This window comes from Ferrimonas sp. SCSIO 43195 (assembly GCF_023716685.1).
Taxonomy (GTDB): Bacteria; Pseudomonadota; Gammaproteobacteria; order Enterobacterales; family Shewanellaceae; genus Ferrimonas; species Ferrimonas kyonanensis.
Genome location: NZ_CP072679.1, coordinates 4647415 through 4661587, shown reverse-complemented (window position 1 = coordinate 4661587; position 14173 = coordinate 4647415). Strand labels below are relative to the sequence as shown.

The following is a 14173-nucleotide window of genomic DNA, read 5'->3' as shown; positions in this document are numbered from 1 at the left end:
TGATGGCTACGATGAAATTCTTGTGTGACACCAAACGCTGCATCGAATGTAACGGTTGCGTGGTCGCGTGTAAGAGTAAAAACGACTCTGCTCTGGAGTGGGGGATTCAGCGCCGCCGGGTGGTGACCCTCAACGACGGGCAGGTGGGCAAGGAAGCCTCCATTTCGGTGGCGTGCATGCACTGCTCCGATGCGCCTTGCATGGCGGTGTGTCCGGCGGACTGTTTCGAGCGGACCGCCGACGGCATTGTTCGTCATTCCAAGGACAAGTGCATCGGCTGTGGTTACTGCTTCTATGCCTGCCCGTTTGGGGCACCGCAGTTCCCGAAACAGTCGGTGTTCGGCTCTAAAGGTAAGATGGACAAGTGCACCTATTGTGCCGGTGGTCCGGATGCCGAGCCGGGATCGGAAAAGGAGCGCGAGCTCTATGGGGCCAATCGCATCGCCGAAGGCAAACTGCCATTTTGTGCCGAAGTCTGCTCTACCAAGTCGCTGCTGGCCGGTGATGCCGAAACGGTGTCTCAGGTGTTCCGTCAGCGGGTGGCACAGCGGGGTGCGGCGGAAGGCGGCTGGGACGGCTAAGGAGATCATTATGCGCAGTTGCAATATGAGCCGATGGTGGCGATTGCCCCTGTTGGCACTGCTGTTCAGCGTTGGGGTGGTGCAGGCTGCCACTCCAGACGCCGATGAGCAGGCGGGCAAAGCGTTGATGGCGGCCCAGGCGGCGGAGTTGCAGGCGGCGCCTGCAGATTCAGCCACCAATGAGCCCGATCCCCTGTGGACCGCGGTGCGCGCCGGAGAGTCCGGCCGTACCAGTGCTCAGGGGCCTTTTGCCGGGCAATTGATCAACGCCTATGATCCGGCGCTGGTGTCGACGCGAAGTGACACCACCGCACCGGTTCTTACCCTGGCCCTGTTTGGCATGATTGTGGTGTTCGCCCTGTTTGTGCTGGTCAACGGTCCGGCCAAGTTGTCGGCGGGGTTTTCCAATACCCTGGTGAAACGGTGGCCGAAGACCGATGTGCTGATCCATTGGCTGATGGCGATTCCCTGCTTGCTGCTGATCATTACCGGGCTGATGTTGTTGGCTGGCCGGTATGTGTTCGGCGACTGGTTGGGGCCGGAAGCGGTGGGCGCCATGGCGGCCATGGCCAAGCCGATACACGACTATATGGCGATCCCTTTTGCCATTGCGGCGGTGTTGGCGATGGTTCGGTGGATGAAGCACAACATTCCTGCAGGCTATGACCTGAAATGGTTTGCGTCGGTGGGGGGCTACATCAATTTCGGGCCGTTCAAAGGCAAGCACCCGGATGCCGGCTTCTCCAACGCCGGTGAAAAGCTGTGGTTCTGGAGTTTCACCCTCTTTGGGCTGATTGTCATTGGTTCCGGGGTCATCATGTTGTTCCCGAATCTGATGGAACCGACCCGAACCACCAGTCTGATCGCCATCACCCTGCATGGCCTCAGTGCCATTATTCTCACCGGCTTTACCGTGGTGCACATCTTTATGGCCACGGTGCTGTCTGAAGGGGGAATGGAGTGCATGGTATCTGGGTACTGTGATGAGAACTGGGCCAAGCAGCACCACAATGTGTGGTACGACGAAATCAAGGCTGACGGCTCGATTGAGTACCGTTCTTGATGATAGTTGCTGTGAGCGCGGCGCTGAGTAACACCAGCAACGTGTTCCGGTCGACGAAATCAAGGCTGACGGCTCGATTGAGTACCGTTCTTGATGATAGTTGCTGTGAGCGCGGCGCTGAGTAGCACCAGCAACGTGTTCCGGTCGACGAAATCAAGGATGACGGCTCCAGCGAGTACCGGACCTGATTGAGTCTAACTAACCCTCAAAAGGGCCCCGATGGGGCCCTTTTTTGAGCCACCCTGGGACGTCGGTTATCAAACGCCTGACTTTGATTTCCCACCCTTGTTTTGTGATCTCGGTCGAATCGATGGCTTTTTGAGCACCGCCCAAGGTCAAAAAAGCCGCAATTGGGCCGTTCGAGGTCAAAAAAATCACATCTTTTTGGAAAGCATTCTTCGCGATGGTGAAGAAATAGTCTGACCCATATGCCGCTGTTATGACCTTCAACCACTGTGGTTATGGGGGCATTTGTCCCACTCTGTCCACTTGTTCACAATCTGATTACAACTGTGGCCAATATGTCCCATATCTGTTTGTTTTTCTCGGAAAATCATACTGAAACAAAGTTGATTTGAATCACGTTTTTCCGCCTCTTTGTTGGCATAATCGCCAATGCCAATGTGAGCAAAATCAAAAAATGGATCGGAGTGTGATGGTTGTTGAGGCGGCGCTGCGCGTTGTTTCCAAATTGCACATTCGGCCCCGCTACCACGAAAGAGGTAACAAATGACCAACAAGACCCAGCAGACGCGACGCGCGTTTCTGAAAAATCTGGGATTGGGCACCGCTGCTGCCACTGCCGCCGCGGCCGTGACCAGCACCCAGGCGGTTGCTGCCACCCCTGCCCACAGTGATGAGAAGCCCAGCGGTTACCGCGAGTCTGATCATGTCCGCAGCTACTACGCGTCTCTGCGTGGCCAATAAGCGAGGTTTTAGATGAAACTGGAACGTCAATCCAAGGTTGTCGCGGCAGAGAAAAAGGTCGGGTTAGGCCTTAACCGTCGTCAATTCCTGAAAAATGCCGGTGTGACTACCGGTGGCATTGCCGCTGCCTCCATGTTGGGCGCCGGTATGATTCGCAAGGCTGAAGCTTCTCAGGCTGTCGATCCCAATGCACCGACTGAAGTGAAGCGTACCATCTGTTCCCACTGTTCCGTGGGTTGCGGTATCTACGCTGAAGTACAGAATGGTGTCTGGACTGGTCAGGAGCCGGCTTTCGATCACCCCATCAACCGTGGCGGCCACTGTGCCAAGGGTGCGTCTATCCGTCACCACGGCCACAGCGAAAAGCGGGTGAAGTACCCGATGAAGCTGGAAGGCGGTAAGTGGAAGAAGCTGTCCTGGGATACCGCCATCGAAGAGATCGGCGATCTGATGCTGAAGATTCGTGAAGAGTCCGGTCCGGATTCTCTGTTCTTTATGGGATCAGCCAAGTTCTCCAACGAACAATGTTATCTGTACCGTAAGTTTGCGGCCATGTGGGGCACCAACAACGTTGACCACTCGGCTCGTATCTGTCACTCCACCACAGTAGCCGGTGTTGCCAACACCTGGGGTTACGGTGCGATGACCAACTCTTACAACGACATGCACAACTGTAAGAGCATGATCTTCATCGGCTCTAACCCTGCTGAAGCTCACCCTGTCGCGATGCAGCACATCCTGACTGGTAAAGAGCGCGGCGCCAAGATGATCGTTGTCGACCCTAGATTCACCCGTACTGCAGCGCACGCTGACGAGTACGTGCACATCCGTCCAGGTACCGACATCCCCTTCATCTACGGCCTGCTGTGGCACATCTTCGAAAATGGCTGGGAAGATCCTGATTTCATCCGTCGCCGCGTTTACGGCATGGAGATGATCCGCGATGAAGTGAAGAACTACCACCCTGCGGAAGTTGAGAACATTACCGGCGTAACCGGTGAGCAGATGAAGCGCGTGGCCAAGACTCTGGCCGAGCACCGTCCTGGCACCATCGTTTGGTGTATGGGTGGTACCCAGCACTCTGTGGGTAACGCCAACACTCGTGCTTACTGCATCCTGCAGCTGGCTCTGGGTAACATGGGTACCTCTGGCGGCGGCGCCAACATCTTCCGTGGTCACGATAACGTACAGGGCGCGACCGACATCGGTCTGCTGTTTGACACCCTGCCAGGTTACTACGGCCTGAAGACCGGTTCCTGGAAGCACTGGGCCAACGTATGGGATCTGGATTACGACTGGGTTAAGAGCCGTTTCGACCAGGGTCAGTACCTGGGCAAGACGCCAATGAACACCCCGGGCATTCCGTGTTCTCGCTGGCACGATGGTGTGATGGAAGATCCGAAGAAACTGGGTCAGAAAGACAACATCCGCATGGCCTTCTTCTGGGGTCAGTCGGTGAACACCGAAACCCGTGGCCGTGAAGTGCGTGAAGCACTGAACAAGATGGATGCCATTGTGGTGGTTGACCCATACCCAACCATGGCCGGTGTGATGCACCAGCGTAAAGACGGTGTGTATCTGCTGCCTGCGGCGACTCAGTTCGAAACCTACGGTTCCGTGACAGCGTCGAACCGCTCCATTCAGTGGCGCTCCCAGGTGATTGAGCCTGCCTTCGAAGCCAAGCCTGACCACGAGATCATGTATCTTCTGGCCAAGAAACTGGGCTTTGCTGAGCAGTTCACCAAGCGCATTAAGGTTCAGAACAACCAGCCTAACGTGGAAGACACTACTCGTGAGTGGAACCGCGGCATGTGGACCATCGGCATGACCGGTCAGTCCCCTGAGCGTCTGAAGACCCATCAGGAAAACTGGGGCACCTTCTCCTGGGAAGACCTGGCTGCACCTGGTGGTCCGGCTAAAGGCGAAACCTACGGTCTGCCTTGGCCATGTTGGGGTACCCCTGAGGTGAAACACCCGGGTACTCACATCCTGTACGATACCTCCAAGCACATCATGAAAGGCGGCGGTAACTTCCGTGCCCGCTTTGGTGTTGAGCACAATGGCGTCAACATTCTGGCCGAAGACCCGGGTTCCAAGGGTAACGAGCTGGGTGACGGTCATCCGGAATTCACCGCCGACATGCTCAAGCAGCTGGGCTGGTGGGATGAACTGACTGCCGAAGAGAAGAAGCACGCCGATGGCAAGAACTGGAAGACCGACATCTCCGGTGGTATCCAGCGTGTGGCCATGAAGCACGGCTGTATCCCTTACGGTAACGCCAAGGCCCGTGTTCGTGTATGGACCTTCCCGGACGAGATTCCTCTGCACCGTGAGCCTCTGTACACCCCACGTCGCGACTTGATTGCCAAGTACCCGACTTACGATGACCGTCAGGTTCACCGTCTGCCGACCCTGTACAAGTCCATTCAGCAGAAGGTCATCAAAGAGGATCTGGATAAGAAGTTCCCTCTGGTGGTGACGACCGGTCGTCTGGTTGAGTACGAGGGTGGTGGTGAAGAGACTCGCTCCAACCCATGGCTGGCGGAACTGCAGCAGGAGATGTTCGTTGAGATCAACCCTGCCGATGCGGCCGACCGCGGCATTCGTGACGGCGATACCGTTAAGCTGCAATCTCCTGAAGGGGCAGTACTGACCATTCAGGCGATGGTAACCGAGCGCGTCATCGAAGGTGAGACCTTCATGCCATACCACTTTGCGGGTGTGTTTGAAGGCGAAGAGCTGAAGTACCCAGAAAGTGGCGGTGTCAGCACCAAGCCATACGTTGTGGGTGAGTCCGCCAACACCGCCATGACCTACGGTTATGACCCGGTAACTCAGATGCAGGAAACCAAAGTGTCCCTGTGTCAGATTGTTAAAGCTTAAGGCCGTTAAAGGAGATTAGCCTAATGGCGACCATGAAATTCATGTGTGATACCAAGCGCTGCATCGAATGTAACGGCTGTGTCACCGCTTGTAAGAACGAAAACGACAGCGCGCTGGAGTGGGGCATTTCCCGTCGCCGCGTTGTGACCATCAACGATGGTCAGGTGGGCAAAGAAGCCTCTCTGTCTGTAGCGTGCATGCACTGTGCCGATGCCCCTTGTATGGCGGTGTGCCCGGTGAACGTATTCTCCAAGACCGACGACGGCATCGTGCTGCACGACAAAGAGCGTTGCATCGGTTGTGGTTACTGCCTGTACGCCTGCCCGTTTGGTGCCCCTCAGTTCCCGAAACAGTCGACCTTCGGCTCCAAGGGTAAGATGGACAAGTGCACCTTCTGTGCCGGTGGCCCGAACACCGAAGCCGGTAGTGCCAAGGAGCGTGAGCTCTACGGTGCCAACCGTCTGGCGGAAGGCAAGCTGCCTATGTGTGCCGAGCTGTGCTCTACCAAGGCGCTGCTGGCCGGTGATGCCAACACCGTATCGGAGATCTTCCGTGAGCGTGTGGTAAACCGTGGTGGCAACCAGGCCTTCGTGTTTAACACCAAGACAGGTGCTTAAGTAGCATCGGCCAAGGGGCACGAACCGGTTTTCCGGCCCGTGCCCCTTTCCTCGTTTGGAGCAACCTATGTTGAAAACTCTGTTACGTCCTCTGTTGATGCTGGTCGCTCTGGCACTGCCTCTGGTTGGCGTTGCCGCCGACGATCCCGGCACTGTTGCCCAACAGGCTGGCAATCAGACCGAGGTGGTGTGGGAGGCGTTGAAGCAGGGGCAGGAGGGGTACACCACCTCTCAGAGCCCATTCCATGCTCAGGCCATCAACACCTACGATGAGCGCATTATTCCGTTGCGGGAGCAGATTCTGGCTCCAGGACTGATGCTGGCACTGTTCGGTATGATCGGCATCTTTGTGCTGTTTGTGCTGGTTAACGGCATCTCGAAGTTGCACGACGGCTATTCCGGTAAGATGGTGCTGCGCTGGTCCAAAGCCGACGTGGCGATTCATTGGCTGGGGGCCATTCCCTGCCTGACGCTGATCCTGACCGGATTGATGCTGATGGCCGGTCGTCATTTCTTTGAGCCAACCCTGGGACAGAGCACCTTCGCCACCCTGATGGCGGCGATGAAGCCTATCCACGATTACATGGCGATTCCGTTCATTCTCGGATGGGCGTTGATGACCGTGAAGTGGGCCAAAAATCAGATTCCCGCCAAGTACGACCTGGACTGGTTCCTGGTGGTGGGCGGCTACATCAACTTCGGTCCGTTTAAGGGCAAGCACCCGGATGCGGGTTTTGCCAACGCCGGTGAGAAGATGTGGTTCTGGTTCTTTGTGCTGTTTGGCGGTGTGATTGTGGCCTCGGGTCTGGTTCTGCTGTTCCCGACCGTCTTTGAACCCAGCCGTACCCTGAGCTTGCTGGCGATCATCGCCCACGGCGCATCGGCGATCATCATCTGTGCCTTCTCCATTGTGCACATCTTTATGGCCACCGTGATGTCTGAAGGCGGTATGGAGTGCATGAAGTCCGGTTACTGTGATGAGAACTGGGCCAAGCAACACCACAATGTGTGGTACGACGAAATCAAAGCCGACGGCACCCTGGAGTACAAGTCTTAATTAGACCAATGCTGCGGGGTGGGTGATCGATAACTCACCGTCCTGGCCTCTGGTGGCAACGGTCACCGGAAGTCAGGGTCAACGACTCAGATTGGACTGCTGTCGCGATACGGCATCGGTGGAGCAGGTCAGGAGGCTTCACCCGCTGTTCGCTTCGGCGGTCCCCCACTTCCTCGGAAGGGAAAACCCAAAGCCCCGGTTTGCATCGCGCACGGGGCTTTTTTCGTGTCACGGTGGCAAAGTTTGAGACACCTAACCTGATACCTGTCAGTTGTTTTAGTCATTGGGTGTCAGCAGAAGCCGCGACCGTCAGGTTGATAATGTTCAGTAGGCAACGGATTCCCTAAAAGAGACAAAGCCCTAGCGCTTGTCATTGCAGTCACTTCGATTTGGCAATATTTCAACCTAGGCAATAAATGCGGCGGCGGTGATTATAGTTATTAGTGATGATGTAATTTTTGTTCAAGGAGTGAGCATGAGAACACTAACTGAGAGTGAGATTTGTTCGGTTAATGGTGGCTTTTTGCACTTTGTCGGTGCGGGTATTGCCGGAGCTGCAGCGGGCTTAGGAGGGTACTTCTTCAGCAAAGGAGTGGGGTCAGCATTTGGAGGTAGAGGGCCAAGTGGATGTGGCGCATTAGGGGCCGCAGTAGGAGGCGCCTTTTCTGGAGTGGTAGCGATGACGGGAGCCGGGGGTTTAATTGGTGCTGCCGGTATTGGCGGATCTGCAGGTGAGATCGTGGTGGAAATGTGCGAGAACTGAGGTTATCCATGGCGTGCAGTGTGTAGAGGCTAAAGGACAGATATGGACATTTTTAAAGCACTATTGGCGGCCTTTATTAACACGATGTTGTTCTTCGTGATCTATTATGGCTATCAGTATTTCGGCCGCGAGTTGGATCTGGAAAGAATGATGTTCTTCTTCCAGTTGGCGTTTTGTGGGGTGACGTTGAAACTCTTCGGCGTTCGATTAAGAACAGGCCGAGGGGATCGCTCGTCACCGTGACTGTGGTGGTATTTCTGCTTGTGTCGGCCAGCCTCGGAGGCGTTTATCCGGGCTGGCCGTGTGTCCGGCCTTAAGGGGGCGCTGGCCTCGAGTCAGAACTGGTAGTTGACACCCATGGAGTACTCCAGCCCGTCGTTGGGGTTGGCGCCCAGGCTCTTATACCCCACCAGCTTGCCCTGAACACTCCAGTCCGGCCACAGTTGCCGCTGTGCCAGCAGAGTCAGTTGCTGGCCGGTGCCGGTGTAACCAAAGGTGGAGGCGTGGGCGTCGCTGCGGAAAAAGTGTCCCATCCAATCCAGGCTGAGTCGGGTGGATCGGTTCGCCCAGTTCAGTTGAATGTTGGTGACCATGCCGCTCCAGTCGGCGTAATGCTGATCGGTAAAGTCCGAACGCCCAAAGGAGTAGTGGGCGCCAGCGCCCATACCCAATCCCAATCCCTGCCAGTGGCCATCCCGTCGCAGCCCCATAAACAGGTTGTTCTCGATGAGGGCGTCGCTGAGCATGGAGAAGTGCTGCAGCCACAACTGTGCCGGCACTGAGGCCAGGTTACCCTGGTAGCGGGCGGAGACCTTGGCGGCCTGGCGGCCGGCCTGATGCTGCTGGTTGTGGGCAGTCGCCCCCGGATTCTCCAGCTTCAGTGAAGCGGACAGGCGGTGTTGGTCCTGGGCATTCAGGTAGTTGAGAAGCAGGTAGGGTTGATCAAAAGCGCCGGGGTTCCGATTCAGAGTGGCCTGAGTGAAGCCCATATAGCCCACCTCGGCGGCGGTGATGCCACTGGCAGCCAGGTTGCCGGAAACGGCCAGTGTTGCCACCAGTATTGCCCATCCACTTCGTATGCGTGTCATTGATTGTCCTGTTGTCGTTAATCGTGAGGCCGGACAGCGCAAGTTGTATACCAGCGCGGCCATTGCTGAATAAAACGGCCGTTTCACCGTATTTCGTAATTACCGGGTGGGCGAATACTGAGAGATTTCGTGATTGACGGTATTTCGTTTTTTCCGGCAGTTCAGTGGCTTGTTATGCGTCATGGCAATTTGAGTGCGGTTGGCCTACCCTGACTCGTTTGCAAACTCAGAGAGAGCCCCATGAAGCCAACCGCCGATGCCCTGATTCAGTCGTTACAACTGCAGCCCCATGTGGAGGGCGGTTACTATGCCCCCAGTTTCGCCTCCGACCGCCCGTTTGATGAGCAGCGAGGGTTGTGGACCAGCATCTATTTCTTGCTTAAGTGCGGCGAGGTGTCTCATTTTCATCGCTTGAGCGCCGATGAAATGTGGTATTTCCATGGCGGTGAATCGATGACCATTAGCATGATTCACCCGGACGGCCGACTGCAGCAGGTGCAACTGGGAATGGATCTGGCAGCGGGAGAGCGGCCTCAGGTGTTGGTGCCCAGAGGGGTGATCTTTGGGTCGGCCATGAACAACCCGGGCTATTCCCTGGTGGGTTGCATGGTGTCGCCCGGATTCACTTTTGGTGATTTCGAGTTGTTTGAACGGGCGGAGTTACTGGCGCAGTACCCGCAGCACCACAGCATCATTGAAATGCTGACCCGCTGACCCGCTGACCCGCTGACCCGCTGACCCGCTGAGTCGACCGTGGCGGGGTAGTTTCCCAGGCCGGTAAAACAGGCCTGGGGCATTGATGGAAGTCGCTTAGATCACTTGGGACAGGCGTGGTTGTCGCTCCAGGTTGAGGCGATGGCCATGGCTGTAGACGGTGGCACGGCCCTGGCGGCAGAAGCCCACCAGGGTGATGTTGCTACGCTGGGCCAGTTCCAGCGCCAGCGAGGTGACGGCCGACAAGGCAAACAGAATCTGAATGTTGGCGCTGGCGGCCTTTTGAACCATCTCAAAGCTGACGCGACTGGTGAGCAGCACTGCGGTGGGGGGACGGATGGACTGGCTGGCACTCGCGCCGATGAGTTTATCCAGAGCGATGTGCCTGCCAATATCTTCATAGGCATCAATAATAGTGCCGTTGTTATCGAGCCCCATGGCGGCATGAGTGGCCCCGGTTAATTCAAATTGGCTCTGATTGTCCTTTATTTCCGCAAGTGCTGTTTGCAGGTTTTGAATATCAAAACTAACATCGGACTCTAACTTTATTACTGGCTTTACTGCTTCTTCCAGTTGCGCCACACCACACAGGCCGCAGCCGGTACGCCCTGCCATATTACGTCGCTGATGTTTCAGAGCCATAAAGCAACGTTGGGTGATTTCCAATTGAATGATCACCCCTTCTTCGACGTGCTCAATTTCTACACTCTTGATATCAGTAATTTTCGAGACAATTCTTTCCGATAGGCTGAAGCCGATGGCAAAGGCTTCGAGATCCCTGGGGCTGGCGAGCATAACGGTGTGGGCAATGCCATTATAGACGAGGGCAACACGCACTTCATTGGCGACAAAGTCGGTTAATTTGGAGGTGCCTTTATGCTCAACCAAAATAATCTCTTTTTTACTTATGACATCTTTAAAATAAGTCATAAACCAGTCCTGAATTCAAATTTAGGTAATAAGTGTCTGGCTCGGATTTTAAATTGAGATCGCGATCTCAAATCCAAGCTAATATATAAATTGCGGTTGTTATTTTAGAGGTCTGCTCTTATTATCACCTCGTCTTCAGATGGAAGAACGTCGTCTCCGGTGAGGCGTCCGGACTTCAAATCCGGGTGGGGCTGCCAGCAGTCCCAGGTAGGTTCGACTCCTATGTTCTTCCGCCACTTCTGCTCGCTTTGAAACAGCTCCCCATCACGAATCTCTCGATGACTGCCGCCAAATTTGCGGCGGGTAAAGCCGCTGCGATCAAAAAACTCCAATAACTGAATGCTGACTTTGCGCCCCAGGCCGATCATCGTCTTAAACTCCCGGGTCTCCAGCTGCGGTTGATGCTGCAGGTGGGTGCGAATGCCGTCGGCGTAATGACACAGGGTGGTGGTCAGCAAGTAACGATCCTTGATGATGGCTGTCAGGTGCCCCTGCTGTACTAGCTGCACGCACAGTGGCCGCAGATCGGCCGCCGACACCGACAGCCACTGCGCCATCTCGGTGACCCACACCGGTGCACGGCTGGCAGCCAACAGCGGTTTCAGCGTTTGCCACTGCGCCTCGCCTTCTGCGCTGAGGGTGGCACTATGGCTTGGCAGGTGCAGCAGTGAGCCTCGTTGGCACAGGCTGCCCTGCTGGCACCAGATGGCGAGCAAGCGATTGGCCAGGCTATCGGCAAGCGGACTATGGCTGATGCGCAACAGTCGTTGTCGTCCCAGCCCTAATTGGTCCGGGTGAGACTGGTGGTACTGACCCAGATGGGTGAGCAGCAATTGCTGTTGCTGCTGCAGGTAAGCTGGGCCAACCAGATGGTCACCCAGTTGGCTTAGGCCGGCACAATCCACGGCTTGCTGCAGCCCGGCGTCGGTCAGTTGCCAGCGCCACTGAATCTCCTTGGCATCAAGGGCGCTGTGAGTCGCCAGGGTCGTCAGAGCCGCGGTCACGGTGTTGCAATGGGCCAACTGCGTCAGCCGCGCCAAGCGCTCGGCGGTGCGTTTTTTCCGATTGGGACTGGTCAGGGCGATGACCCGGGCTGCACCCAGGGTGCGTTTGCCATCGGCATGACGCAATACGATGGTGTCGTCGTGCGCCAGCAACATCGGTTTGTCCAGTGCCAGTTCCGCCAGGTAGTGGCCGTTGTCGTCGGCCGGTCCCAGCAGTGCCACCCGGCCCAGCAGGTGGTCGGCGCTGTGATGGCAGTGCACGCTTTGCCAGTGGCTCAGGGATTCAAATGGACGAATCTGTACGACTGGGCGTGGGCACGCCGCCGGCTGAACCTGGCTACTTAGCCAGTCGCCCCGACGCGGTGGTCGGTGGTTGTCGACACCGGTGACATTGATGGCGACCCGGGTGCCGGCTTCGGCCTGTTGAGCTTGCTGCCCCTGGCAACGCAGCCCGCGTACCTTCATCTGGCCTCGCTGACCGGAGCTGTGCAGGACATCGCCGACGGCCAGAGAGCCGCTGATTACTGTTCCGGTGACCACCCAACCGGCACCGTTAATGGTAAAGGCGCGATCCAGGCTCAGTCGAAAGCTGTGGGGAATGGACGGGTTGTCCTGGCGTGGTGACAACGCCTGAAGATGACGCTTCAGGGTTGCGGTGTCGTTGCCGTCGTGGGCGGCCACGGCAAAGATTCGGTTGGCACTCAGCTGGAAGTGCGCTAGCAGGGCTTCGGCATCGGCCTGCACCTGCAGACAGCGCGCCTCGGTCACCAGGTCGCGCTTGGTCAGCACCAGCGTCAGGCTGTGCAGCGGCAGCAGTGACAGTATCTGCAGGTGATCCCGGGTTTGTGGCATCACGCCGTCGTCGCAGGCAATCACCACCAGGGCGTGCTGAGCGTGACTGACGCCCACCAACATGTTGTTGATGTACTTTTCATGGCCGGGAACGTCGATGAAGGCCAACCGTTGGCCGTTGTCTATCGGCAGGAAAGCGTAGCCCAGGTCGATGGTCATGCCCCGGCGCTGCTCTTCGGGCAGGCGATCGGCATTGATGCCGGTCAGGGTACGAATCAAGGTGGTTTTGCCGTGATCGACGTGCCCGGCGGTGACCAGAATCATAGCGAACGTCCCTGTTGCAACAGTTGTTCGGTCAGCTCGGCTTCGTCATCGACGCCGCGTAGATCCAACAGCAGCCGGCCTTGACTGATCCGGCCGATGATCGGTCGCGTTGCCCGCTTAAAATGCTGTTCCAGATCGGAGCTGCTGTGCGGACCCTGGCCGATAAACGTCAGGGCCACCGAGGCCAGGGTGGTATCCGGCTGGGCGCCGCTGCCGACCTGAGTGCGGGTCTCGGTCAGTTGCAGCAGGTAGCGGTCGGCAAAGAGCGGTTGCAGTGCCTGTAGCAGTCGTTCGCCCATGGCGTTCAGTTGACTCAGGCTGCGGGAAAACTTGGCCAGTATCGGCAGTTGTTGATCCAGGGTCTCCGGGGTCAGGTAGTGAATCAGGGTGCTCTCCAGCGCGGCCAGAATCAGCTTGTCACAACGCAGTGCCCGTTTGAGGGGATGCTGCTGAAGCCGGTCGATCAGGTGACGTTTGCCCACCACCAGCCCGGATTGAGGCCCGCCCAGCAGTTTGTCGCCGGAAAAACTCACCAGATCCACGCCGTCGGCCAGCATTGCCTGAGGGGACGGTTCCTGCTTTAAGCCGAAACGGCGCAGATCGGTGAGAGAACCACTGCCAAGATCGGAGATCAGGGCGATATTCTGTTGCTGGCACAGCTGCGCCAACTCGGCCTCGGCAACCGAGGCGGTGAAACCGCAGATGTGATAGTTGCTGGTGTGCACCTTCATGATGGCGGCGGTGTTGTCGGTGATGGCGTTTTGGTAATCCCGCAGGTGGGTACGGTTGGTGCTGCCTACCTCGACCAGGGTGCAGCCGGCCTGGCGCATGATGTCGGGAATGCGAAAGGCTCCGCCGATTTCTACCAGCTCGCCGCGGGAGACAATAACCTCTTTTCCCGGTGCGACCGCGGACAACATCAGCAGTACCGCGGCGGCGTTGTTGTTGACCACGCAGCACGCTTCGGCCCCGGTCAGGCGTCGAATCAAATCACTGATGGCGTTGTCGCGGTGGCCACGAACGCCCGCCTGCAACTCAAATTCCAGTGGCGTCGGGTAGCGCATCACCGAGGTCACCGCATCGATGGCCGCCTGAGACTGCTGTGCTCGGCCAAGGTTGGTGTGCAACAGGGTGCCGGTGAGATTCCAAACCGGCACCAGGCTGTGCCGATGCTGCTGTGACAGGCGATCAGCCAAACACTCGTACAACCGCTGTGGCTGTTCACACCATGACGGCAGGCTACGTTGCCGCGAAATGTCGACTCGGGCTTGTTGCAGACAGGCATCCACGGCGTGTTTTACCGCGGTTTTGCCAAATTGCCGCAGCAGTGGTGCCAGATTCGGTTGCGCCAGCAGGCTGTCCATGGAAGGCAGGGCCCGGTAGAGGGCGCGCTGAGTATCGGGTGTTTGGGTCATCGTCTGGTTCTTGTT

Annotated in this window: 11 protein-coding genes, 1 tRNA gene and 1 pseudogene; 9 read left to right on the top strand and 4 right to left on the bottom strand. The window is 57.1% G+C overall.

The window, feature by feature from the left end; all coding sequences use genetic code 11:
• Positions 1-2 precede the first annotated feature (2 nt).
• The 7 genes from fdh3B (J8Z22_RS21515) (at position 3) to J8Z22_RS21485 (ending at position 8134) form a co-directional block, all read left to right on the top strand.
• A complete protein-coding gene (gene fdh3B / locus J8Z22_RS21515; RefSeq protein WP_028111219.1) occupies positions 3-581 on the top strand; it encodes a formate dehydrogenase FDH3 subunit beta in 579 nt (192 codons plus the stop codon).
• Between the two features lie 25 nt (positions 582-606).
• Positions 607-1644 (top strand): formate dehydrogenase subunit gamma, encoded by a 1038-nt coding sequence (locus tag J8Z22_RS21510; protein WP_028111220.1) that lies wholly within the window; start codon positions 607-609, stop codon positions 1642-1644.
• Positions 1645-2373: 729 nt separating this feature from the next.
• Positions 2374-2571, top strand: coding sequence for a twin-arginine translocation signal domain-containing protein (locus tag J8Z22_RS21505; RefSeq protein ID WP_028111222.1), 198 nt, complete (start codon positions 2374-2376; stop codon positions 2569-2571).
• Positions 2572-2583: 12 nt separating this feature from the next.
• On the top strand, positions 2584-5454 hold the full coding sequence (locus J8Z22_RS21500; RefSeq protein ID WP_028111223.1) for a formate dehydrogenase subunit alpha: 2871 nt from the start codon (positions 2584-2586) through the stop codon (positions 5452-5454).
• Positions 5455-5477: 23 nt separating this feature from the next.
• Positions 5478-6071: a formate dehydrogenase FDH3 subunit beta gene (fdh3B, locus tag J8Z22_RS21495; protein ID WP_028111224.1), complete on the top strand. Its 594-nt coding sequence runs from the start codon at positions 5478-5480 to the stop codon at positions 6069-6071.
• 67 nt (positions 6072-6138) lie between these two features.
• Positions 6139-7128: a formate dehydrogenase subunit gamma gene (locus tag J8Z22_RS21490; RefSeq protein ID WP_028111225.1), complete on the top strand. Its 990-nt coding sequence runs from the start codon at positions 6139-6141 to the stop codon at positions 7126-7128.
• 805 nt (positions 7129-7933) lie between these two features.
• Positions 7934-8134 (top strand): hypothetical protein, encoded by a 201-nt coding sequence (locus J8Z22_RS21485; protein WP_252008134.1) that lies wholly within the window; start codon positions 7934-7936, stop codon positions 8132-8134.
• A 92-nt stretch (positions 8135-8226) separates the two neighbouring features.
• On the opposite strand, the gene J8Z22_RS21480 is transcribed toward J8Z22_RS21485, so the two are convergent.
• Positions 8227-8979 carry an outer membrane protein OmpK gene (locus J8Z22_RS21480; RefSeq protein ID WP_252008132.1) on the bottom strand — a complete coding sequence of 251 codons (753 nt, stop codon included), beginning with the start codon at positions 8977-8979 and terminating at the stop codon, positions 8227-8229.
• A gap of 240 nt (positions 8980-9219) precedes the next feature.
• On the opposite strand from J8Z22_RS21480, the gene J8Z22_RS21475 reads away from it, so the two are divergent.
• On the top strand, positions 9220-9693 hold the full coding sequence (locus J8Z22_RS21475) for a cupin domain-containing protein (RefSeq protein ID WP_252008130.1): 474 nt from the start codon (positions 9220-9222) through the stop codon (positions 9691-9693).
• 96 nt (positions 9694-9789) lie between these two features.
• Here the strand turns inward: J8Z22_RS21475 and fdhD are convergent, their stop codons facing one another.
• Positions 9790-10623 (bottom strand): formate dehydrogenase accessory sulfurtransferase FdhD, encoded by an 834-nt coding sequence (gene fdhD / locus J8Z22_RS21470; RefSeq protein ID WP_252008129.1) that lies wholly within the window; start codon positions 10621-10623, stop codon positions 9790-9792.
• Positions 10624-10764: 141 nt separating this feature from the next.
• Between fdhD and J8Z22_RS21465 the strand changes: the two genes are divergently transcribed.
• Positions 10765-10859 (top strand) — tRNA-Sec (locus J8Z22_RS21465).
• A gap of 108 nt (positions 10860-10967) precedes the next feature.
• Here the strand turns inward: J8Z22_RS21465 and selB are convergent.
• Positions 10968-12743, bottom strand: a pseudogene (selB, locus tag J8Z22_RS22270) (selenocysteine-specific translation elongation factor); the annotation flags it as partial.
• On the bottom strand, positions 12740-14158 hold the full coding sequence (gene selA / locus J8Z22_RS21455) for an L-seryl-tRNA(Sec) selenium transferase (RefSeq protein WP_252008127.1): 1419 nt from the start codon (positions 14156-14158) through the stop codon (positions 12740-12742). The gene selA and the pseudogene selB, both read right to left, overlap by 4 nt.
• Positions 14159-14173: the final 15 nt, after the last annotated feature.